Source organism: Streptomyces sp. NPDC034670, assembly GCF_055574875.1.
Genome location: NZ_JBVITR010000010.1, coordinates 63,347 through 84,543 on the forward strand (window position 1 = coordinate 63,347; position 21,197 = coordinate 84,543).

The 21,197-nt window shown below is 73.4% G+C and carries 20 protein-coding genes and 1 pseudogene; 5 read left to right on the forward strand and 16 right to left on the reverse strand.

Features of this window, described 5'->3' with window-relative positions; all coding sequences use genetic code 11:
• Window positions 1-27: 27 nt before the first annotated feature.
• The 4 genes from ACZ56B_RS10215 to ACZ56B_RS10230 form a co-directional block, all read right to left on the reverse strand.
• A complete protein-coding gene (locus ACZ56B_RS10215) occupies window positions 28-678 on the reverse strand; it encodes a hypothetical protein (RefSeq protein WP_468788231.1) in 651 nt (216 codons plus the stop codon).
• A 7-nt stretch (window positions 679-685) separates the two neighbouring features.
• Window positions 686-1,885 (reverse strand): cyclic dehypoxanthinyl futalosine synthase, encoded by a 1,200-nt coding sequence (gene mqnC / locus ACZ56B_RS10220; protein ID WP_468788233.1) that lies wholly within the window; start codon window positions 1,883-1,885, stop codon window positions 686-688.
• A gap of 69 nt (window positions 1,886-1,954) precedes the next feature.
• A complete protein-coding gene (locus tag ACZ56B_RS10225) occupies window positions 1,955-2,713 on the reverse strand; it encodes a prepilin peptidase (protein WP_468788235.1) in 759 nt (252 codons plus the stop codon).
• Between the two features lie 342 nt (window positions 2,714-3,055).
• Window positions 3,056-3,904 carry a menaquinone biosynthetic enzyme MqnA/MqnD family protein gene (locus ACZ56B_RS10230; RefSeq protein WP_468788237.1) on the reverse strand — a complete coding sequence of 283 codons (849 nt, stop codon included), beginning with the start codon at window positions 3,902-3,904 and terminating at the stop codon, window positions 3,056-3,058.
• Between the two features lie 296 nt (window positions 3,905-4,200).
• On the opposite strand from ACZ56B_RS10230, the gene ACZ56B_RS10235 reads away from it, so the two are divergent.
• Together ACZ56B_RS10235 and ACZ56B_RS10240 are read left to right on the forward strand one after the other, a co-directional pair.
• Window positions 4,201-4,404: a cold-shock protein gene (locus ACZ56B_RS10235; protein WP_004984723.1), complete on the forward strand. Its 204-nt coding sequence runs from the start codon at window positions 4,201-4,203 to the stop codon at window positions 4,402-4,404.
• Window positions 4,405-4,854: 450 nt separating this feature from the next.
• A pseudogene (locus ACZ56B_RS10240) lies at window positions 4,855-5,532 on the forward strand (class I SAM-dependent DNA methyltransferase); the annotation flags it as partial.
• A 131-nt stretch (window positions 5,533-5,663) separates the two neighbouring features.
• Here the strand turns inward: ACZ56B_RS10240 and ACZ56B_RS10245 are convergent.
• Together ACZ56B_RS10245 and ACZ56B_RS10250 are read right to left on the reverse strand one after the other, a co-directional pair.
• Complete coding sequence (locus ACZ56B_RS10245) at window positions 5,664-7,709, reverse strand: AMP-dependent synthetase/ligase (protein WP_468788239.1); 2,046 nt, start codon at window positions 7,707-7,709, stop codon at window positions 5,664-5,666.
• 186 nt (window positions 7,710-7,895) lie between these two features.
• Entirely contained in the window at window positions 7,896-9,182 is a 1,287-nt protein-coding gene (locus tag ACZ56B_RS10250; RefSeq protein WP_468788241.1) for an acetyl-CoA C-acetyltransferase, read from the reverse strand.
• Between the two features lie 124 nt (window positions 9,183-9,306).
• Between ACZ56B_RS10250 and ACZ56B_RS10255 the strand changes: the two genes are divergently transcribed.
• Window positions 9,307-10,614 carry a 3-oxoacyl-ACP reductase gene (locus ACZ56B_RS10255; RefSeq protein WP_468788243.1) on the forward strand — a complete coding sequence of 436 codons (1,308 nt, stop codon included), beginning with the start codon at window positions 9,307-9,309 and terminating at the stop codon, window positions 10,612-10,614.
• Between the two features lie 98 nt (window positions 10,615-10,712).
• A complete protein-coding gene (locus ACZ56B_RS10260; RefSeq protein WP_468788244.1) occupies window positions 10,713-11,552 on the forward strand; it encodes a MaoC family dehydratase in 840 nt (279 codons plus the stop codon).
• Here the strand turns inward: ACZ56B_RS10260 and ACZ56B_RS10265 are convergent.
• From ACZ56B_RS10265 to ACZ56B_RS10300, 8 genes are all read right to left on the reverse strand, one after another.
• Window positions 11,522-12,361: a TetR/AcrR family transcriptional regulator gene (locus ACZ56B_RS10265; RefSeq protein ID WP_468788246.1), complete on the reverse strand. Its 840-nt coding sequence runs from the start codon at window positions 12,359-12,361 to the stop codon at window positions 11,522-11,524. The two genes, ACZ56B_RS10260 and ACZ56B_RS10265, sit on opposite strands and share 31 nt — an antisense overlap.
• A gap of 186 nt (window positions 12,362-12,547) precedes the next feature.
• On the reverse strand, window positions 12,548-13,867 hold the full coding sequence (locus tag ACZ56B_RS10270) for a dicarboxylate/amino acid:cation symporter (protein ID WP_468788248.1): 1,320 nt from the start codon (window positions 13,865-13,867) through the stop codon (window positions 12,548-12,550).
• Between the two features lie 80 nt (window positions 13,868-13,947).
• Window positions 13,948-14,127 (reverse strand): putative leader peptide, encoded by a 180-nt coding sequence (locus ACZ56B_RS10275; RefSeq protein WP_468788250.1) that lies wholly within the window; start codon window positions 14,125-14,127, stop codon window positions 13,948-13,950.
• A 72-nt stretch (window positions 14,128-14,199) separates the two neighbouring features.
• Window positions 14,200-14,511 carry a DUF4229 domain-containing protein gene (locus ACZ56B_RS10280; protein WP_468788390.1) on the reverse strand — a complete coding sequence of 104 codons (312 nt, stop codon included), beginning with the start codon at window positions 14,509-14,511 and terminating at the stop codon, window positions 14,200-14,202.
• 148 nt (window positions 14,512-14,659) lie between these two features.
• Entirely contained in the window at window positions 14,660-15,184 is a 525-nt protein-coding gene (locus ACZ56B_RS10285; protein ID WP_468788252.1) for a GNAT family N-acetyltransferase, read from the reverse strand.
• 182 nt (window positions 15,185-15,366) lie between these two features.
• A complete protein-coding gene (gene mqnE, locus ACZ56B_RS10290; protein ID WP_468788254.1) occupies window positions 15,367-16,530 on the reverse strand; it encodes an aminofutalosine synthase MqnE in 1,164 nt (387 codons plus the stop codon).
• Window positions 16,531-16,601: 71 nt separating this feature from the next.
• Window positions 16,602-17,069 (reverse strand): Lrp/AsnC family transcriptional regulator, encoded by a 468-nt coding sequence (locus ACZ56B_RS10295; protein ID WP_468788392.1) that lies wholly within the window; start codon window positions 17,067-17,069, stop codon window positions 16,602-16,604.
• Between the two features lie 137 nt (window positions 17,070-17,206).
• Complete coding sequence (locus ACZ56B_RS10300; RefSeq protein WP_468788256.1) at window positions 17,207-17,887, reverse strand: UbiX family flavin prenyltransferase; 681 nt, start codon at window positions 17,885-17,887, stop codon at window positions 17,207-17,209.
• Window positions 17,888-18,022: 135 nt separating this feature from the next.
• Here ACZ56B_RS10300 and ACZ56B_RS10305 point away from each other — a divergent pair, with 135 nt between their 5' ends.
• On the forward strand, window positions 18,023-18,628 hold the full coding sequence (locus tag ACZ56B_RS10305) for a rhomboid family intramembrane serine protease (protein WP_468788258.1): 606 nt from the start codon (window positions 18,023-18,025) through the stop codon (window positions 18,626-18,628).
• 172 nt (window positions 18,629-18,800) lie between these two features.
• Here ACZ56B_RS10305 and mqnP read toward each other — a convergent pair whose 3' ends face one another.
• Both mqnP and ACZ56B_RS10315 read right to left on the reverse strand, forming a co-directional pair.
• Window positions 18,801-19,706, reverse strand: coding sequence for a menaquinone biosynthesis prenyltransferase MqnP (gene mqnP, locus ACZ56B_RS10310; RefSeq protein WP_468788260.1), 906 nt, complete (start codon window positions 19,704-19,706; stop codon window positions 18,801-18,803).
• Window positions 19,703-21,154: a menaquinone biosynthesis decarboxylase gene (locus ACZ56B_RS10315; protein ID WP_468788262.1), complete on the reverse strand. Its 1,452-nt coding sequence runs from the start codon at window positions 21,152-21,154 to the stop codon at window positions 19,703-19,705. Before ACZ56B_RS10315 ends, mqnP begins: the two co-directional genes overlap by 4 nt.
• Window positions 21,155-21,197 lie beyond the last annotated feature (43 nt).

The following is a 21,197-nucleotide window of genomic DNA, read 5'->3' on the forward strand; positions in this document are numbered from 1 at the left end:
CCGGCTCCGCCCGCGGACGCGGGCCGGTCAGCGCCGGCGGTGCAGCAGGCGCCCGGCGACGACCGTCGCCACGCAGGTCCCGGCCCCGCGCGCGGCGAGCGCGGCCTCGTCGGGGACGTCGAAGACCGCGAACGTCGCCGCCGCGCCGTCCGCGCCGTCCGGGGGCAGGGGCCGCGAGACCGCCTCCGCCGGGCTCCGCCCCGCCAGGGGGTCGAGCGCCGCCGGGCCGGCGGGGGCGGTGGGGCGCCGTTCCAGGCCCATCCCCGCCCGGCGCACGGCGTCCACGGCGGCGGGCCGCCGCAGGTCGCCCGCCACGGCGACGACCCCGTGCGCCAGCAGCCGCTGCACGCCGCGCCGCGCGCTCGCGCCCCAGCGGGCCCCGGTCAGGTCGAGTCCTTCGAGGGCCGCGCCGGTGAGCGGCTCGGTGCCCAGCTCACCGGCCTCGCGCGGGTCCGGGTGGTAGGTGTGCTCCAGCAGTTCGGGGCCGTACGGGTTGAGCAGCCCCGGCGCGAGCACCCCCGGCCAGCGCCGGACGCGCGCGGCCGGGTGGGCCGCGGCCAGTTCTCCGTACGGGCCGGTCGCCGCCAGCTCCCGGCCGTTCACCAGCACGGCGCCGTCCGGCAGGGCGGGCCGCCGGTCGCCGAAGACCAGCAGGTCCGCCGCGTGGATCGTCAGCACGGGCAGGTCAGTTGGGGGTCAGGAGCTTCAGCTCCGGGTGGGCCGTGCCGCCCTCGATGGCCGTGGAGGAGATGTGGGAGACCACGCGGTCGTCGACGGGGTCGTTCGCCGGGTCGTCGTGCACGACGAGGTGCTCGTACGTCGTCGACCGCTGGGCGGGGACCCGTCCCGCCTTCCTGATCAGGTCGATGATCTCCAGCCGGTTGGAGCGGTGCTTGGCGCCGGCGGAGGAGACCACGTTCTCCTCCAGCATGATCGAGCCGAGGTCGTCCGCGCCGTAGTGCAGGGAGAGCTGGCCGACCTCCTTGCCGGTGGTCAGCCAGGAGCCCTGGATGTGGGCCACGTTGTCGAGGAACAGGCGGGCGACGGCGATCATCCGCAGGTACTCGAAGAGGGTGGCCTGGGTGCGGCCCTTCAGGTGGTTGTTCTCGGGCTGGTAGGTGTACGGGATGAAGGCGCGGAAGCCGCCCGTGCGGTCCTGCACGTCCCGGATCATCCGCAGGTGCTCGATCCGCTCGGCGTTGGTCTCGCCGGTGCCCATGAGCATGGTGGAGGTGGACTCGACACCGAGGTTGTGCGCGATCTCCATGATCTCCAGCCAGCGCTCGCCGGACTCCTTCAGCGGGGCGATGGCCTTGCGGGGCCGCTCCGGGAGCAGTTCGGCGCCGGCGCCGGCGAAGGAGTCGAGCCCGGCCGCGTGGATCCGGGTGATCGCCTCCTCGACGCTCACCCCCGAGATCCGCGCCATGTGCTCGACCTCGCTCGCCCCCAGGCTGTGGATGACGAGTTCGGGGAACTCCTTCTTGATGGCGGCGAAGTGCCTCTCGTAGTACTCGACGCCGTAGTCCGGGTGGTGGCCGCCCTGGAACATGATCTGGGTGCCGCCGAGCTCGACGGTCTCGGCGCAGCGCCGCAGGATGTCGTCGAGGTCGCGGGTCCAGCCCTTGGCGGTGTCCTTGGGCGCGGCGTAGAAGGCGCAGAACCGGCACGCCGTGACGCACACGTTGGTGTAGTTGATGTTCCGTTCGATGATGTACGTCGCGATGTGCTCGGTCCCGGCGTACCTGCGCCTGCGGACGGCGTCGGCGGCGGCGCCCAGCGCGTGCAGCGGGGCGTCGCGGTAGAGGGCGACGGCCTCTTCGGGGGTGATCCGCCCACCGGCGGCGGCACGGTCGAGGATGGGCTGAAGGTCGGCCTTCTCGGTCACCGGCGTCCCTTTCGTAAGGGGTGTGGACAGACCGACCCAGCGTACGCCAGGGCCCTCGCGCGCCCGACGTCAGGCCGCGTGCGCCCCGATCAGCAGCCCGGCGAGGGCGCCGGCGAGCAGGAACGGGCCGAACGGGACGGCCGTCCTGCGCCCCGCCCGCCGGGCGAGGACGAGGGCACCGCCGTACAGCGCCCCGGACAGGAACCCGGCGAAGGTGCCGAGCAGCACGACCGGCCAGCCGTACCAGCCGAGGACGGCGCCCGCGCCCAGGGCGAGCTTCACGTCGCCGAAGCCCATGCCGGCGGGGTTGAGGAGGAACAGCACGAAGTAGCCGGCGCCGAGCGCGAGCGCGCCCAGCAGGGCCGTCGTCCACTCCCCGGCGTGCCCCGGGGCCAGGGCGGCCGGGCCCAGCAGGACGAGGGCGGCCCCGGCGAAGGGCAGGGTGAGCGGGTCGGGCAGCCGCTGCACCCGGAGGTCGACGACCGCGAGCAGCACGCCGACGGGCGCGAGCAGCAGCCACACCGCCAGCTCGGGCCGGAATCCGGTGGCGGCGGCGAGGAGCGCGCAGACGAGGGCGGTCACGAGGACGGGCGCGGTGCCCGAGCCGTAGGACGGGCCGGCGGGGCCGCCGGGGGAGGCCGCCGCGCACCGGCCGCACCGGGCCGGTCCGAGCCAGCCGGCGAGGGCGTGCCCGGCCGGGCACGCCCCGCGCCACTCCTCCCCCGGCGGGACGGAGAACCGGTAGGCCGCACGCGGCAGCACCGCGCCCGCCGCCGCGCCCCACAGCGCGGCGGTGACGACCAGCGAGACGCACGGGGGACCGCTCATCCCGCCACCGAGGCGGTGTCCGGGCCCCCGGTCGGGGCCCCCGGCGGGCCGGACGAACCGGGAGTGCGGCGTCGTGGCATGGCGGGTGTCCTGGGTCGTGGGGAGGGAGAACCGGGTCGGGAGGTCGGGAGGGGGCCGGGAACGCAGCCGAGGAGCGTACTCGGTCCTCGGAGGCCTTGGTCGCCTCGGTGACCCGGGCGGGGCCGTCGAGGGGGCGGAGCCGCCCCTTCGCGCTCGGTCCCTCTCCCGCACGGGAGGGGCCGGGCGGGACGTGACCGCCCCGAAGACCCGCCGGTCAACCGGCGGACGGGTCCTCCGCCCGCGAGGCGTGAACGGCCGCCCTCAGGGCTGCAGCAGGTCCACCCGCACGTCGGCCGCGAACCCCGTCGTCGGACCCACCCGGCGGGCGAACTCCGCGACCGCCTCCAGCTGCGGGGGCCCGAAGCTGAAGTCGAGGGTGGTGAAGTACTGCGCCAGGGTCGCCTCGTCGAACGCCTCCCAGCGGGCCGCCTGCTCGGCGACCTTGTCGACCTCCTCCAGGGACAGGTTGCGGGAGGCGAGGAAGGCCTCGTGCACCTTGCGGGTGATGACCGGCTCGCGCTCCAGGTAGTCCCGGCGGGCCGCCCACACCGCGAACACGAAGGGCAGCCCCGTCCACTCCTTCCACAGGGCGCCCAGGTCGTGCACGTCCAGGCCGTAGCGCGGCGCGTCGAGCATGTTCGCGCGCAGGGCCGCGTCCCCGATGAGGACGGCCGCCTCGGCCTCCTGCATCATCAGGCTCAGGTCGGGCGGGCAGGTGTAGTAGTCGGGCCGCACGCCGTACCGCTCGGCGAGGAGGAGCTGGGCGAGGCGTACGGAGGTGCGCGAGGTCGAGCCGAGGGCGACGCGGGCACCGTCCAGCCGGTCCAGCGGGACCTGCGAGACGATCACGCAGGACATGACATCGCCGTCGCAGCCGACGGCGATGTCGGGAAAGGCGACCAGCCGGTCCGCGTGCTTGAGGAACTCGACGAGGGTGATCGGCCCGATGTCGAGTTCTCCCCGCACGAGCATCTCGCTGAGCTTCTCCGGGGTGTCCTTGGTCAGCTCGAAGTCGAGGAGCGTGCCCGTTCTCGCGAGCCCCCAGTACAGGGGCATGCAGTTCAGGAACTGGATGTGGCCGACGCGCGGCCGGTTGCGAGGATTGTCCACATCGTGAGGCTAGCCCTCGTCCGGAGTACCCGAACGCCCGCCCCTGTGTTCGACCGGGAGCCGTGACGGACGGAACGTTCAAACATTCGGGTGAAGTGATCTTGACCTCTATTGCGTTGAGGCCCGCGCGTGCTAGGCTCGTCGCAAGTTGCAGTTTGGTTTCCCTTGCAGTACAGAGCCTGCGGAGCATGTGACCGCGGGCTCTCGTCGTTCTCAGACATAAGCGATTGTGCGGAACTCGTCTTCACACTTGCTGGTTCTGGAGCAGGGCAACCCTTTGGGCCCAAGGAGGGCTTATGGCTACCGGAACCGTGAAGTGGTTCAACGCCGAAAAGGGCTTTGGTTTCATCGCCCAGGAAGGCGGCGGCCCCGACGTCTTCGTCCACTACTCCGCGATCAACGCGACCGGCTTCCGGTCCCTCGAGGAGAACCAGCAGGTGTCCTTCGACGTCACGCAGGGCCCGAAGGGCCCGCAGGCGGAGAACGTCACCCCGGTCTGATCCTCCGATCCGGGAACGACCAGCAGTACCCAAGGAGCCCCGCGCCGTCCGGCGACGGGGCTCCTGCCCTTCCCCCGGGGAGCCGCGGTGGGAAATCGTGCGCGCCGTGGTGAATTCCCGGCGAATTCCTCCCGTACGCGCCGCGCGCCCGGCGTGAATTCCCTCTCCCCCGCCTCTCCACCGGGCCCCCGGGCGTCACCCGTCCGGCCCTCCCCACGGGGTGCTCCCGCGTTCCGGGAATGCCCGCTCCGAAGCGCACGCGGCCCCTGGTACTTCCGGCTCCGCCCGCCCGTCCGGCGGCATTGCCGGCGTGTCGGCGCACCGTCCGATCCGTCCGATCCGTCGAGGCCGCCGGGGCCGGTCACCCTCGCCGGGGCCGCCGGCCGGGTCGGAGCCCGGGGCGCCCGGGGCACCGGTGGACGTCGGCGGGCGCGGATAAGGTGCCCCACCATGACCGACTCCGACACCAGCACCACCGCGGGCGCCGGCACCGAAGCGGCCCACGTGGCCGCCACCCGCGCCTTCTACGACGCCGTCGCCGAGCAGTACGCCGCCCGGTTCCGCGACGTGCACGCGGCCCAGCCCCTGGACCGGGCGTTACTGGCCGGTTTCGCCGGGCTGACCGGGAAGGACGGCCAGGTGGCCGACCTGGGGTGCGGTCCGGGCGGGGTGACCGCGTACCTCGCCTCCCTCGGCCTCCCCGTCCTCGGCCTCGACCTGTCCGCCGCGATGGTCGGGATCGCCCGCCGCGAGCACCCGGAGCTGCGCTTCGAGCAGGGTTCGATGCTGGAGCTGGACCTCCCGGACGGCGCTCTGGCCGGCATCGTCTCCTGGTACTCGACCGTCCACACCCCGCACGACGGGTTCCCCGCCCTCTTCGCCGAGTTCCGCCGGGTGCTGGCCCCCGGAGGGCATCTGCTGCTCGCCTTCCAGGTCGGCGACGAGCCCCGGCGCTACGAGCGGCCCTTCGGCCACCCGGTCCCCGTCGAGTTCCAGCGCCTCCGGCCGGAGCGGATCGCCGGGCTCCTGGAGGAGGCCGGGTTCACGATCGTGCTGCGCTCCGTGCGGGCGGCGGACGAGGGCCTCGGCGAGTCCGCCCCGCAGGCGCTCCTGATCGCCCGCCGGCCGCCCCGCACCCCCGCTCAGCACCTTTCGTCGGGCTCGGGCCGGGCTCGCGGGGTCCGGCCCGATCCCGACGGAAAGGCCCTGGCCGCGTCGAGTCCTCCGAGGGGGCCGGCCCGCCGCGCCGCCCCCTGGCCCTACCCCCCGTACAGTCCCTCCACCTCCCGCGCGAAGTCCCGCATGATCGCCTCGCGCCGCAGTTTCATCGACGGGGTCAGGTGGCCCGCCTCCTCCGTGAAGTCCACCGGGAGGACCGCGAAGCGGCGGATCGACTCCGGGCGGGAGAGGGTCCTGTTGGCCTCGTCGACCGCGCGCTGGAGGACGGCGCGCAGCTCCTCGTCGTCGGCGGCGCGTTCCGGTGGGACCGGGGGCCTGCCGTTCATCCGGCGCCAGTGGGTGATGCCGTCGGGGTCCAGGGTGATCAGGGCGCAGACGTAGGGGCGGTTCTCGCCGATCACCATGGCCTGGGAGATCAGGGGGTGGGAGCGGAGCCAGTTCTCCAGCGGGGCCGGGGCGATGCTCTTGCCGCCCGCGGTGAGGATGAGCTCCTTCTTGCGGCCCGTGATCGTCAGGTAGCCCTCGTCGTCCAGTTCGCCGAGGTCTCCCGTGGGGAGCCAGCCGTCGGGGGCCGCGGGGACGACGCCGCCCGCCCGGGAGTCCCAGTAGCCGCGGAGCACGTGCTCGCCCGCGACCAGGATCTCGCCGTCCGCCGCTATGCGGATCCGCGTGCCGGGCAGCGGCCAGCCCACCGTGCCCAGGCGGGGCTTGAGCGGGGGCGTCACCGTGGTGGCGCCGGTCGTCTCCGTCAGGCCGTAGCCCTCGAAGACCTCGATGCCGGCGCCGGCGTAGAACGCGGCGAGGCGGCGGTCGAGCGGGGAGCCGCCGCAGATGGCGTAGCGGACCCTGCCGCCCATGGCGTTGCGGATGCGGCGGTAGACCAGGGGGTCGTGGAGGGCGCGGCTCACCCTCAGGGAGCGGGACGGGCCGGAGCCCGTCCCGGCCTGCCGGGCCTCCAGGTCCTCGCCGTAGCGGCGGGCGACCGACGCCGCGCGGTCGAAGACGGACACCCGCCCGCCCGCCTCGGCCTTGGCCCGGGCGGCGTTGAAGACCTTCTCCAGCATGTAGGGGATGGTCAGCAGGCAGGTGGGCCGGAAGCTCGCCAGGTCGGGCAGCAGGTCCTCGGGCTTCAGGCTCGGCGCGTGTCCGAGGCGCACCCGGGCGCGTACGCAGGCGACGGCGACCATGCGGCCGAAGACGTGGGACAGGGGCAGGAAGAGCAGGACGGAGGCGTCTTCGCCCGTCCGCTGCCGGAAGACGGGGTAGAGCAGTTCGACGGCGTTGTCCACCTCGGCGAAGAAGTTGCCGTGGGTGAGGGCGCACCCCTTGGGGCGGCCCGTCGTGCCCGAGGTGTAGACGAGGGTGGCGAGGGTGTCGGGGCCGAGGACGCCGCGGCGTACGTCCACCTCCTGGTCCGGGAGGTGCGCGCCGGCCTCCGCGAGCCGCTCGACGTGGCCCTTCTCGACGACCCACGCGTGCCGCAGGTCGGGCAGGTGGGGGAACTCCGGGCCGAGGGCGGCGGCCTGCGCCGCGGTCTCCGTGACCAGGGCGACCGCGCCCGAGTCGTGCAGGATCCAGCGCGCCTGGAAGACGGAGGAGGTGGGGTAGACGGGGACCGTGACCAGTCCGGCCGCCCACGCGGCGAAGTCGAGGAGCGTCCACTCGTAGACCGTGCGGGCCATGACGGCGATCCGGTCGCCCGGCACCAGGCCCTCGGCGATCAGTCCCTTCGCCACGGCCATGACCTCCGCGGCGAAGGCGGCGGCCGTCACGTCCCGCCAGCCGCCGTCCGGCGCCTTCCGGCCGAGGACCACCGCGTCCGGGTCCGCGCCCGCGTTGTCGAACGGCAGGTCGGCGAGTGATCCGTGCCGCACCGGCCTGGCGAGCGGCGGGACGGAGGCTTCCCGTACGACTCCGTCCCGCCGCAGGAGTCCGGGTTCGACCAGGACGGGTGCCCCGTAGACGGCGTCGTCGAGGGCGGAGGCGGCGAAGGGAGCGGAGGAAGCTGAGGGGACTGAGAGGACTGAGGGAACTGAGAAAGCCGAGGGATCCGGGTGTTCGGCGGAGGGGTGCGCGGGGGACACGGGGCGGCTCCTGGGGCGTGCAGTGGAACTGCTTGCTGCCATGACGTACGGGCCTCGCACGCCGAGGCGCTCATCGGCGGCGCCCGGGCAGGGGGTCGCCGCAGGCCGGACTCGGGATCGTACGGCCCCCGCGTGAGGGGCCCGTGCGGGTTCGGGGAGGGTCCGGAGCCGGGCGTGTGCAGTCTCGGGGGCGACCGCGAGGGCGGCCCGCGGCCGCCCTCGCGTCGTTCACGGGCGTTCGAGGATCGCCGTCACGCCCTGTCCGCCGGCCGCGCAGATCGAGATCAGTCCCCGGCCGGGGGCGTCCCGTTCGGCGAGGAGCTTCGCCAGGGTCGCCACGATGCGGGCGCCGGTGGCGGCGAAGGGGTGGCCGGTCGCCAGGGACGAGCCGGCCACGTTCAGGCGGGCGCGGTCGACGGGGGCCAGCCCCCGCTTCTGCCAGGCCGCCAGCGTCGCCAGCACCTGGGAGGCGAACGCCTCGTGGATCTCGATCAGGTCGAAGTCCTCCATGCCCAGCCCGGCGCGCTCCAGCATGCGCGGGACCGCGTACGCCGGGGCCATCAGCAGGCCGTCCTCGCCGCCCGCCACGTCGCCGTGCACGAAGTCCACGGCGGCCGTCTCGGAGGCGGTCAGGTACGCCAGGGGCTCCAGGCCCCGTGCCGCCGCCCACTCCTCGCTCGCCAGCAGCACCACCGCCGCGCCGTCCGTGAGCGGTGTCGAGTTGCCCGCCGTCATCGTCGGTTCGGGGTGGTCGAGGCCGAACACCGGCTTCAGCGCGGCGAGTTTCTCCGGTGTCGAGTCCGGGCGCAGGTTCTGGTCGCGGACCAGGCCGCGGAAGGGCACCACCAGGTCCGTCAGCAGGCCGCGTTCGTACGCCGCGGCCAGCCGCCGGTGACTGGTCGCCGCGAGGTCGTCCTGGGCCTCGCGGGTGATCCCCCAGGCCCGGGCGGTGACCGCGGCGTGCTCGCCCATGGAGAGGCGGGTGCGCGGTTCGGCGTTGCGCGGGACGTCGGGGAGGAGGTGGCCGGGGCGCACCTTCGCCAGGGCCTTGAGGCGGGCGACGGGCGACGTGGCGCGCCGCGCCTCCAGCAGCACCTTGCGCAGGGCGTCGTTGACGCCGAGGGGCGCGTCGCTCGCGGTGTCCGCGCCGCCCGCGACCGCGGACTCCGTCTGGCCGAGGGCGATCTTGTTGGCGGCGGCGACGACGGCCTGGAGGCCGGTGCCGCAGGCCTGCTGGACGTCGTAGGCGGGGGTGCGGGCGTCCAGGCGCGAGCCGAGGACGGTCTCCCGGGCGAGGTTGAAGTCGCGGCTGTGCTTGAGGACCGCGCCGGCGACGAACTCGCCGACGGCGCCCGGGGCCCGCAGGTCGTACCGCTCGACCAGGCCGTCCAGGGCCGCAGTGAGCATCTCCTGGTTGGAGGCGGTGGCGTACGGGCCGTCGGAGCGGGCGAACGGGACGCGGCTGCCGCCGATGACCGCGACGCGCCGCACGGCGGTCGGCTCCAGGGGACTCATCTCGACCTGCTCCTCACCGGTGACATAGGATTACCTCCGGTAACCTTACTCCGGAGTAAGCGACAGGGTAAGCACCGCGGTGCGTGTCCGGAGCGAGCTCCCCCGTCCCCGTTGGGAGTCCTGCATGGCCGACCGCTATCTGAGCTTCACCGGTACCGCGCCCGGCCGCTTCCTGACGCGCCGCCTCGGCCTGCCCCAGCCCGCGGAGCTGCGGCGCTGGTCCCCCGGGCGGCCGGACCTGGACGGCGGCCTCCTCCACCTCACCGCGGGCGGGTCCGGCCTCGACCTCGCCCCCGTCCTCGCCCGCACCGGGCTCGGCACGGACGACGCCACGGGCCGGCCCGCCGCCGTCGTCCTGGACGCCTGCGGGGTACGGGACGTCGAAGGGCTCGCCGGGGTGCACGCCGCCCTGCACCCCGTGGTCCGGTCGGTCGCCGCGAGCGGCCGGATCGTGGTGCTGGGCGCCCCGCTCGACCCCGCCGACCACCACCAGGCCGCCGCCCAGCAGGCGCTGGAGGGCTTCGTCCGCTCCCTCGGCAAGGAGATCGGCCGGGGCAGGACCGTGAACCTGGTCCGCCTCACCGACGCCGGCGCCGCCGAGTCCACCCTCCGCTTCCTGCTCTCGCCCAAGTCGGCCTACGTCAGCGGCCAGGTGATCGAGGTCGGGGAGCACGGCCCCGTCGGCCCCCACGACGGGGACCGCCCGCTCGCCGGCCGCACCGCCCTGGTCACCGGCGCCGCACGCGGCATCGGCGAGGCGGTCGCCGAGACGCTGGCCCGGGACGGCGCCCGGGTGGTCGTCCTCGACGTCCCGCAGGCCGGGCAGGACGCGCGGCGCGTCGCCGAACGGCTCGGCGGCACCGCGCTCCCGCTCGACATCACCGCCGCCGACGCGGGCGCCCGGATCGCCGACGCCCTCCCCGACGGCCTCGACGTGCTCGTCCACAACGCGGGCATCACCCGCGACCGGCGCCTGGCCAACATGCCCGCCGAGCGCTGGGGCCCGGTGCTGGAGGTGAACCTGGCGAGCGTGCTGCGCACCACCGACGCCCTGCTCGCCGCCGGGGCGCTGAGGCGCGGCGGCCGGATCGTCGCCACGGCCTCCATCGCGGGGATCGCCGGGAACGCCGGGCAGACCAACTACGGGGCGAGCAAGGCGGGCGTCGTCGGCCTGGTCCGGTCCCTCGCGCCGCGCGCGCTCGCCGGGCACGGGGTGACGGTGAACGCGGTCGCGCCCGGGTTCATCGAGACGAGGATGACGGCCGCCGTCCCGCTGTTCATCCGGGAGGCGGGCCGCCGGATGAACTCCCTCGCGCAGGGCGGTCTGCCGGCCGACGTCGCCGAGACCACCGCCTGGCTCGCCCATCCGGCCTCGGGCGCGGTGAACGGGCAGGTCGTGCGGGTCTGCGGCCAGAGCCTGCTGGGAGCGTGACCGCCGTGACCCCCGCGGACCCCACGCCCACCGGTTCCTCCCCGTCCTCCGGACCCTCCCCCTCCTCCGGACCTTCTCCGTCCTCCGGACCCTCCGTCGTGCTCACCGCGCCTCCCGCCCTGGCCCCGCTGCTCGCCCGGGGTGCCCTGGCGTCCCCCTTCCGACGGCCCCGCCCCGACGCCGCCTTCCCGCGCACCCGGCTGGTGCTGCCCGGGCTGCGGATCGACCGCGCGCGCCTGGCCGCGTACGCGCGGGTGTGCGGCTTCCCGGCCGGGGCGGACGCGCTGCCGCCGGCCTATCCGCACGTCCTGGGCTTCCCCCTGGCCATGCGGCTGATGAGCCGCCGGGACTTCCCGCTGCCGCTGCTCGGGCTGGTCCACACGTCGATCGGGATCACCCGCCACCGGCCGCTGCCGGTGGCGGGGACCTACGAGCTGGCGGTGCGCGTCGAGGGCCTGGCGCCGCACCGGCGCGGCACCGAGGCCGCCGTGGTCACCGAGGTGCGGACCGGCGGGGACGTCGTGTGGGAGTCCCGGAGCACGTACCTGGCCCGGCACCGGACCTCCGGGCGGGACGCCGCGCACCCGGCGCACCCGGCGCGGGAGGAGCGCGCGCCGCTGCCCGCCGTGGCCGAGTGGCGGCTGGACGGGGACCTCGGACGGCGGTACGGCGCCGCGTCCGGCGACCGCAACCCCATCCACCTGCACCCGCTCACCGCCCGCCTCCTGGGCTTCCCCCGCGCCCTCGCGCACGGCATGTGGAGCGTGGCCCGCTGCCTCGCCGCGCACGGCACCCCGGACGCGGCGGTGGTGCGGGCGGACTTCAGGGCGCCGGTCCTGCTGCCGGGGACGGTGACGTACGCGGCGGAGGGCGGCCGTTTCGAACTGCGCGGCGACGGCGACCGGCTTCACCTGGCCGGCGAGGTCCGCCCCGCCTGATCCGCCGGGGTGCCGGGGCCGGACCCGGCGGTGCCGTCGGCGTCGTCGGCGTCGTCCGCGCCCCCGGCGGCGCCGGTGCCACCGGTGTCGTCGTCGGGCGGTGACCAGCGGTTTCCCGCCATCAGGTCGCCCAGTCCCGCCCAGGCGAAGTTCATCAGGACGGCGGCCGACTGCCGGGCCGTGACGCCGGGGGTGGCGTTGGCCCAGTCGGCGAGCGACTCGGCGGCACCGACCAGGGCCTCCGCGAGCCCGGAGACCTCGACCTCGGGGAGGTCGGGATCGGCGGGGGTCCCCCCGGCACGTGGGGGTCCCCCCTGCTCGGGCGGGGTCGAGCCCCTGGGGGAACAGCCGAGGGTCCGGGGGAGGGCCTCACGGGCGGCGGCGAGGATGAGCTGGGTCACGAACGCCACGATCTCCGCGCGCATCGCGGCGACCTCGGCGGCGAAGACCTCGCCGTGCGTACGGGCCTGGAGGTGCAGCACGGACCAGCCGTCGGGGTGGAGCGCGGTGTGCGTGAAGAACGCGGTCAGGCCGGACCAGAGCTGGCGGTCCGCGGGCAGGTCCGGACGGGCGCCGGCGCGCACCGCCTCGGTGAGGGCCTTGGCCTCGCGCCGGATGCAGGCGGTGAACAGGTCTTCCTTGGAGTTCAGATAGAGGTAGACCAACGGCTTGGACACGCCCGCCAGTTCGGCGATCTCGTCCATCGACGCCGCCGTGTACCCCCGCTGGCCGAAGGTCCGTACGGCGGCGTCCAGCATCTGCTGTTCGCGGACCGCACGCGGCATCCGCTTGGTCTTCACGGCACCCATGCGCAGTAGCGTACGGGCCCGCGGCCGCCGGTCCGGCCCGCGGCGGCGTTCACCGGACACCCGCGGGGCGCCCCCGCCCACCGCTCGCGGGGACGACGGCGTCCGCCCGCGGCAGCCGTGTTCCGGGCTGCCGCGGGCGGACGTGGGGTCCCTGGGGGGAGGCGGTGGCGGGGACGGCCGGGCCGGTCAGGCCGCCACGGGAACCCGCCGGGGCTCGTCGGCCGGGGCCTCGTCGACCGGGGAGGAGTGGACCGTGTCGTAGGCGTCGCGGTCCAGCAGGCCCTCGCGGGCGGAGACGACGACCGGGACCAGGGCCTGCCCGGCGACGTTGGTGGCGGTGCGGATCATGTCCAGGATCGGGTCGATGGCGAGCAGCAGGCCGACGCCCTCCATCGGCAGGCCGAGCGTGGAGAGGGTGAGGGTCAGCATGACCGTCGCGCCGGTGAGTCCGGCCGTGGCGGCGGAGCCGACCACCGAGACGAACGCGATCAGCAGGTAGTCGCCGACGCCGAGCGGGACGTCGAAGATCTGGGCGACGAAGATCGCGGCGATGGCGGGGTAGACCGCGGCGCAGCCGTCCATCTTCGTGGTCGCCCCGAACGGGACGGCGAAGCTCGCGTACTCCTTCGGCACGCCCAGGCGCTCGGTGACCTTCTGGGTCAGCGGCATGGTGCCGACGGAGGAGCGGGAGACGAAGGCCAGCTGGATCGCGGGCCAGGCGCCCTTGAAGAACTGCAGCGGGTTGACCTTGGCGACGGTCGCGAGCAGGGCCGGGTAGACGCCGAAGAGGACGATCAGGCAGCCGACGTAGATGTCGGCGGTGAAGGTGGCGTACTGGCCGATGAGGTCCCAGCCGTAGGTGGCGATCGCGTTGCCGATGAGGCCGACGGTGCCGAGCGGGGCGAGCCGGATGACCCACCACAGGGCCTTCTGGAGGAGTTCGAGGACGGACTCGCTCAGCGTGAGGATCGGCTGGGCCCGCTCGCCGAGCTGGAGGGCGGCGATGCCGGCGACGGCGGCCATGAAGACGATCTGCAGCACGTTCAGCTCGGTGAACGGCGTGATCACGTCGGTCGGCACGATGCCGGTGAGGAAGTCGATCCAGGAGCCGGTCCGCTCGGGCGCGGCCCCGTCCGCCGGGGTGAGGCCGGTGCCCGCGCCGGGGTTGGTGAGCAGGCCGATGGCGAGACCGATGGCCACCGCGATCAGCGAGGTGATCATGAACCAGAGGAGGGTCCGCGAGGCCAGGCGGGCCGCGTTGTTGACCTTCCGCAGGTTGGTGATGGAGACCAGGATCGCGAAGAAGACGAGCGGGGCGACGGCCAGCTTCAGCAGGCCGATGAAGGTGCCGCCGACCTTCTCCAGGGTGGTGACGAGCCAGGAGACGTCCTGGCTGCGGGCGAGCCAGCCGAGCAGGACGCCCAGGACGAGGCCGGCGAGTATCTGGGCCCAGAAGGGCGCCCGGAAGGGCAGCTTGAACGACTTCGTGTTCGTGGACACGGACATGCTCCGATGAAGAGGACGCGTGAGGGAGGTGACGTGGTGCTCGGGTCGCGGAACGTCAGGGACGACGGTTCACGCAAACCTCAGGGAGGACAGTTCGCGGAGGCGACCCGGCAGAGGTCCACGTGCAGGCGCGCCACGAGCGGAACTCTCCGGGGCGTGGGGAACACGGCTGCTGACATCACCCGAAGACCGTAACACCTGAACTTTGAGAACCTCAAAGCCTTACTTTGACAGGCACGAGGGAATACGTACCCGTACATCACAAAGCGCCCTGGTATCCGGTGGTTTCGGAGACCGGGGCGCTGCGCGGTGCCGCGCGGGTGTGACGGAGCTTACGGGGTCTGGCCCTGCGCCTGCCCCTGCGAGCGGGCGGCGTCGTCGGCGACGTCCTCCTGGTTGCGGTTGGCCTCCAGGCTCGCCTTGGCCCGGTCCACCCGCCGCACGATCTGCTCGGAGGCCCGGTCCCGCTCCTTGCGCAGCGCGACGAAGCTGATCGGGGCCGAGAGCACCAGCGCGAGCAGCACGATCCACAGGCCGTTGGAGTCGCCGAGGCCGCGCGGGGCGAGACCGAAGGAGACGAGACCCCAGACGACCACGAGGCAGCCCACGAAGATCCCGAGGCGCATCAGCGTGTAGCGGAGCATCTCATCCACTCTTCCTACGTCCGGCCGGAACAGGCCCCAGAGCGTCCCAAAGGGACAAAGGGGCACCCCCAGTGAAACACGCCCGGACCACCGGCCCCCCAGGGGGGTGCGGCCCCGGGCCCCTCAGGTCCTCGGGTCCTCGGACCCCTCAGGTCAGCGTCAGCAGCATGGCGATGTCGTCCCGCTCGTCGCCGGGGGCCACCCGGATCGCGCCGGGGACACGGCCGACCTCCTTGTAGCCGCAGGAGGCGTAGAAGTGCTCCAGGCCGAGGCCGCCGCGGCAGCCGAGGCGTACCGCCTCGATGCCGTCGAAGCCGCGGGCGGCGCGCTCGACCGCGGCCAGCAGGTCGCGGCCGTACCCCTTGCCCTGGTGGCGCGGGTGGACCATCACCGTGTAGAGCCAGATCCAGTGGGTCATCAGGCGGTGGGCGTTGAAGGTGAGGAACGCGGTGGCGGCCACCCGTCCCTCCTCGTCGTGGCCGACGAGGAGGCGGGAGCGGCCCTCCGCCATCGACGCGAAGTGCCGCAGCAGCTCGGGGCGGATCTCCTCGCGCGTCACCGGCGGCACGAAGCCGACGGCTCCGCCCGCGTTGACGACGTCGGCCCACAGGTCGAGGACGCCGTCGCGGAGGTCGGGGGTGACGGCGGGATCGAGCGTGAAGGTAAGGGGCATGACGCGATCGTAACCATTACCGAAGCACGCGCGCCCTGCTTTCCGGACCCGCGCCCGGACCGCCCTTTCCCGGACGCCCCCTTCCCGGACCGCCCCCTCCCGGACCGCGTCCGGCCCGTGCCGGAGCGTGCCCGGCCCGCGGCCGGACACCCGCCGCGTCCCCGTCCCGTGCCGGGGAGGACTCACACCCGCATCGGCTGCGGGGAGTCCCGGCGCGCCGGGTCCGGCCCGTCGTACTCGCGGATGACCTCGTACCGCGTGTTGCGCTCCACCGGGCGGAAGCCGGCGTCGCGGATCAGGTCGAGGAGGTCCTCGCGGGCCAGCTTGCTCGGGGTGCCGTAGTTGTCGGCGTCGTGCGTGATCTTGTACTCGACGACCGAGCCGTCCATGTCGTCCGCGCCGTGCTGGAGCGCGAGCTGCGCGGTCTGGACGCCGTGCATCACCCAGAAGACCTTGACGTGCGGGACGTTGTCGAAGAGCAGCCGGGAGACGGCGAAGGTCTTCAGCGCCTCCGCGCCGGTGGCCATCTGCGTCCGCGCCTGGAGGCGGTTGCGGATCTTGCCGTCCTTCATGTCCACGAAGTCGTGCTGGTAGCGCAGCGGGATGAAGACCTGGAAGCCACCGGTCTCGTCCTGCAGCTCACGCAGCCGCAGCACGTGGTCCACGCGGTGGCGGGGTTCCTCGATGTGGCCGTAGAGCATGGTGCACGGGGTCTTCAGCCCCTTCTCGTGCGCCAGGCGGTGGATGCGGGACCAGTCCTCCCAGTGGGTGCGGTGGTCGACGATGTGCTGCCGCACCTCCCAGTCGAAGATCTCCGCGCCGCCGCCGGTGAGGGACTCCAGGCCGGCGTCGATCAGCTCGTCGAGGATCTCGGAGGCGGACAGGCCGGAGATCGTCTCGAAGTGGTGGATCTCGGTGGCGGTGAACGCCTTCAGGGAGACGTCCGGCAGGGCGGCCTTCAGCTCGCGCAGGGAGCGCGGGTAGTAGCGCCAGGGCAGGTTGGGATGGAGCCCGTTGACGATGTGCAGCTCCGTCAGGTTCTCCGACTCCATCTCCTTGGCGAGCTTCACCGCCTCCTCGATGCGCATCGTGTACGCGTCCTTCTCCCCGGGCTTGCGCTGGAAGGAGCAGTACGCGCAGGAGGCGGTGCACACGTTCGTCATGTTGAGGTGGCGGTTGACGTTGAAGTGCACGACGTCGCCGTGGCGCCGCGTGCGCACCTCGTGCGCCAGCCCGCCCAGCCAGGCCAGGTCGTCCGACTCGTACAGCGCGATGCCGTCCTCACGGGTCAGGCGTTCGCCCGCCCTGACCTTCTCCTCCAGCTCGCGCTTGAGCCCGACGTCCATGCCGATCCCTCTTTTCTCCAGGCAGACTCCGTCCACCGTACGCCCCGGCCGGGGCCGCCCCCACCGTGCCCCTACCGGCCCTCCCGCACCTCTTCGGGCAGTTCGCCGACACGGTTCTCCCACTTCGTGGAGAGCACGATGGTGGTGCGGGTCCGGGAGACGCCCTTGGTCCCGGTCAGCCGGCGGATGATCTTCTCCAGCCCGTCCACGTCGCTCGCCCGCGCCTTGAGCATGAAGGAGTCGTCGCCGGCGATGAACCAGCAGTCCTCGATCTCCTTCAGCTCCTTCAGCCGCTGCGCCACGTCCTCGTGGTCGGCGGCGTCCGAGAGCGAGACGCCGATCAGGGCGGTCACCCCGAGGCCGAGCGAGGCGGAGTCCACGGTGGCGCGGTACCCGGTGATGACGCCGGCCGCCTCCAGCCGGTTGATGCGGTCGGTGACGCTGGGTCCCGACAGGCCGACGAGGCGTCCCAGCTCCGCGTAGGAGGCCCGGCCGTTCTCCCTCAGGGCCTGGATGAGCTGCCTGTCCACCGCGTCCATCGATTCGAAGCCTTCCACTGAAGAGGTCTGAGAGTTCCGGAGGTTCTGACGTTTCCAGGGAGCCTGGAAACCGGTTCGGAGGTTCCTGAGGGGCGGGAGGTTCTGGGGGGCGGGTGGCCGGCGGGGGCCCGGCGCGCTCAGTCCGTCCGCGAGCCGCCGAGTTCGCCCTCCCAGCGGTGGTAGAGCCGGTGGGCCACCCCCACCGCGTCGAGCACGCGTCCGGCGACGAAGTCCACCAGGTCCTGGATGTGCGTCGCGCCCGCGTAGAAGGCCGGTGAGGCGGGCACCACGGTCGCGCCCGCGTCGTCGAGGGCGACCATGTGCCGCAGGGTCTGGCCGTTCAGCGGGGTCTCGCGCACGGCCACGACCAGCGGGCGCCCCTCCTTCAGGGTCACGCTCGCCGCCCGCTGCAGCAGGTCCTTGGACAGCCCGAGCGCCACCCCGGCCACACAGGCCGTGGAGGCGGGCACGATCAGCATGCCCTTGCTCGGGTACGACCCCGAGGACGGCCCGGCCGCGAGGTCACCGGCGGCCCAGTGCCGTACGCCGTCGAGGTCCACGGTGAAGGTGTCCGGCTTGCCGTCCGCCCCGCGGGACAGCCATCGGCGCAGGTCGTCCCGCCAGTGGGCGTCCCGGAAGGAGATGCCGGTCTCGTCGAGCAGGGTGAGCCGCGAGGCCCGGCTGACCACCAGGTCGACGCTCTCCCCCGCCTGGAGGAGCGCACGCAGCACGGCTGCCGCATAGGGCGTGCCGGAAGCGCCGGATACCCCTAGGATCCAAGGTGTTCGCGTCGTCTCTCCTGGCTTGAGATGGTTCACGACATCGAGCCTATACGGAATCGTGGGCCGGGAACCGGCTCAGGGGTTGTTCCGTTCTTCAAGCGTCCTCGAGTCCTCGAGTGTCCTCGGGTCCCCGGGTGTTCCCGAGCGGGCGAGCACGTCATGGGGGTCGTCATGTCCGACACCGGTCCGCGGGGGACGGGGCGCGCGCGGGCGAGGACCGCCGCCGTGGTGATGGTGGTCTGGGTGGCCCTGCTGTGGCTGCTGGAAGGGGTCGACGTGCTCTCGGGCCACGCCCTGGACGGCTTCGGCGTCGAGCCGCGCACGACCGGTGAACTGGCCGACGTCGTCCCCTCCGCCTTCGTCCACTTCGGCTTCGCCCACGTCGCGGCGAACAGCGTGCCGCTGCTGGTGCTCGGTTTCCTGGCGGCCCTCGGCGGCCTGCGCCGGTTCGCCGCCGTGTGCGCGCTGATCGTCGTCTGCGACGGCCTGGGGGTGTGGCTGGTCGCCCCGGCGGACACCAACACGGCGGGCGCCTCCGGCCTGATCTTCGGCCTGTTCGGCTTCCTGGTGTGCAGCGGCTTCGTGGAGCGCCGGCCGATGGGCGTGGTCGTCGGTGTGCTGGTCGGCGCGGTGTGGGGCGGCTCGGTCCTCGCCGGTGTCGTCCCCGGCCAGGCCGGTGTCAGCTGGCAGGGCCACCTCATCGGCCTGCTGGCGGGCGTGGCCGCGGCCTTCCTGTTCCGGCGCCGGCCCGGCCGCCGGGGCGTGCCCGCCGGGTGAGGCCGGGACCGGTGCGCGCCCCCCGGTCCGCGGGCGTCCCCGGGCCGGGGAGCACGAGGGGGGACCCGCGGCCCGCCCGCTCCCCGGCGGCCGGGGACCGGACACGGCCGCCGGGGAGGGCTCGGGCGTGCGTGCCGGGCGTCGCCGGGCGGGCGGGCCCTTCGACACAGCCCTACAGGGTCAGGCCCCGCACCAGCAGGTCCAGCAGCGCGCACACGAACAACGCGATGCCGATGAAGCCGTTGACGCTGAAGAACGCCCGGTTCAGGCGGGACAGGTCGTGCGGGCGGACGATGGTGTGCTCGTAGACGAAGGCCGCGGCGACGATCAGCAGGCCCAGCCAGAAGAACACCCCGGCGCCGGTGAGCACCGCGTACCAGACGAACAGGGCCGTCGTCACGGTGTGGCAGGCGCGGGCGCCCCAGATGGCGGCCGGGACGCCGAAGCGCGCCGGGACCGACTTCACGCCGATCTCGCGGTCGGCCTCGACGTCCTGGCAGGCGTAGATCAGGTCGAAGCCGCCGATCCAGACGCCGACCGCCAGGCCGAGCACGACCGCGTCCCAGGACCACGCGCCGGTGATCGCCAGCCAGCCGCCGACCGGGCCCATGGCCTGGGCCAGGCCGAGGATGGCCTGCGGGAAGTTCGTGAACCGCTTGCCGTACGGGTACACCACCATCGGGATCACCGCGACGGGGGCGAGGGCCAGGCAGAGGGGATTGAGCAGGGCCGCCGCGCCGAGGAACACCGCGAGCGCGATCAGCGCGCCGGTCCAGGCGTGCTTCACCGACACCGCGCCGGTGACCAGTTCGCGGTGGGCGGTGCGCGGGTTGCGGGCGTCGATCTCGCGGTCGATGATCCGGTTGGCGGCCATCGCGAAGGTGCGCAGGCCGACCATGGCGAGGGTGACCAGGAGCAGCCGGCCCCAGTGGATGTCGCCGTCCCGCTCGTACATCGCGGTGAGCGCGGCGATGTACGCGAAGGGCAGCGCGAACACCGAGTGCTCGATCATCACCAGGCGCAGGAAGGCCTTCGTGCGCCCCGGCCGCCGCGGCAGCGCGGCGGAGGCCGACGTCACAGTCCGTACTCCTTCCAGCGGCGGTCGACCTTCGCGGCCGTCTCCGGGTCGGACTCGACCATGTCGGGCCAGCCGCCGTCGCGCGTGTACCCCTCCTCGGGCCACTTCTTCGTCGCGTCGATGCCCGCCTTGCCGCCCCAGAACTGCTGGTAGGAGGCGTGGTCCAGGTGGTCGACGGGGCCCTCGACCACGCTGAGGTCACGGGCGTAGTCGGTGTTGCCGAGGGCCCGCCAGGCGACCTCGTGCAGGTCGTGCACGTCGCAGTCGGAGTCGACGACCACGATCAGCTTGGTCAGCGACATCATGTGGGCGCCCCAGATGGCGTGCATGACCTTCTGCGCGTGCTTGGGGTACTTCTTGTCGATCGAGACGATCGCGCAGTTGTGGAAGCCGCCGGCCTCGGGGAGGTGGTAGTCCACGATGTCCGGGACGATGATCTTGAGGAGGGGGAGGAAGAAGCGTTCCGTCGCGCGGCCCAGGGGGCCGTCCTCCGTCGGCGGCCGACCGACCACGATCGACTGGAGCAGCGGGCGCCTGCGCATCGTCACGCAGTCGATCGTCAGCGCCGGGAACGGCTCCTGCGGGGTGTAGAAGCCGGTGTGGTCGCCGAAGGGGCCCTCGGGCAGCATCTCGCCCGGCTCCAGCCAGCCCTCCAGGACGACCTCCGCCTGGGCGGGGACCTGGAGCGGGACCGTCTTGCAGTCGACCATCTCGATCCGCTTGCCCTGGAGGAACCCGGCGAAGAGGTACTCGTCGATGTCGCCGGGGAGCGGGGCGGTGGAGGCGTACGTCACGGCCGGCGGGCAGCCGAAGGCGATGGCGACCGGCAGCCGCTCGCCGCGCCGGGCGGCGACCTGGTAGTGGTTGCGGCTGTCCTTGTGGATCTGCCAGTGCATGCCGATGGTGCGCTTGTCGTGCCGCTGGAGGCGGTACAGGCCGAGGTTGCGCACGCCCGTCTCGGGGTCCTTGGTGTGGGTCAGGCCCAGGTTGAAGAAGGAGCCGCCGTCCTTGGGCCAGGTGAACAGGGCGGGGAGCTGCTCGAGGTCCACGTCGTCGCCCTGCAGGACGACCTCCTGCACGGGTCCGTCCTTCACCTTCTTCGGCGGGACGTGGGTCATCGCGCCGAGCTTCCCGAACGCCTCGCGCACCCCGACGAAGCCGTGCGGCAGCTCGGGCTTGAGCAGGCCGCCGATCTTCTCGCTGATCTCCGTGTACGACTTCAGGCCGAGCGCCTTCAGCAGGCGGCGGTCGGTGCCGTACACGTTCATCGCGAGGGGCATGCTCGAGCCGCGCACGTTCTCGAAGAGCAGGGCGGGACCGCCGGCCTTCTGCACCCGGTCGACGATCTCACCGACCTCCAGGTGCGGGTCGACCTCGGCCTTGATGCGCTTGAGGTCGCCCTCGCGCTCCAGCGCCCTGAGCAGGGAGCGAAGATCGTCGTAAGCCATGGGGTCAAGTATCCCCGAGCGGCTACCCTGACCCTGTACCTGG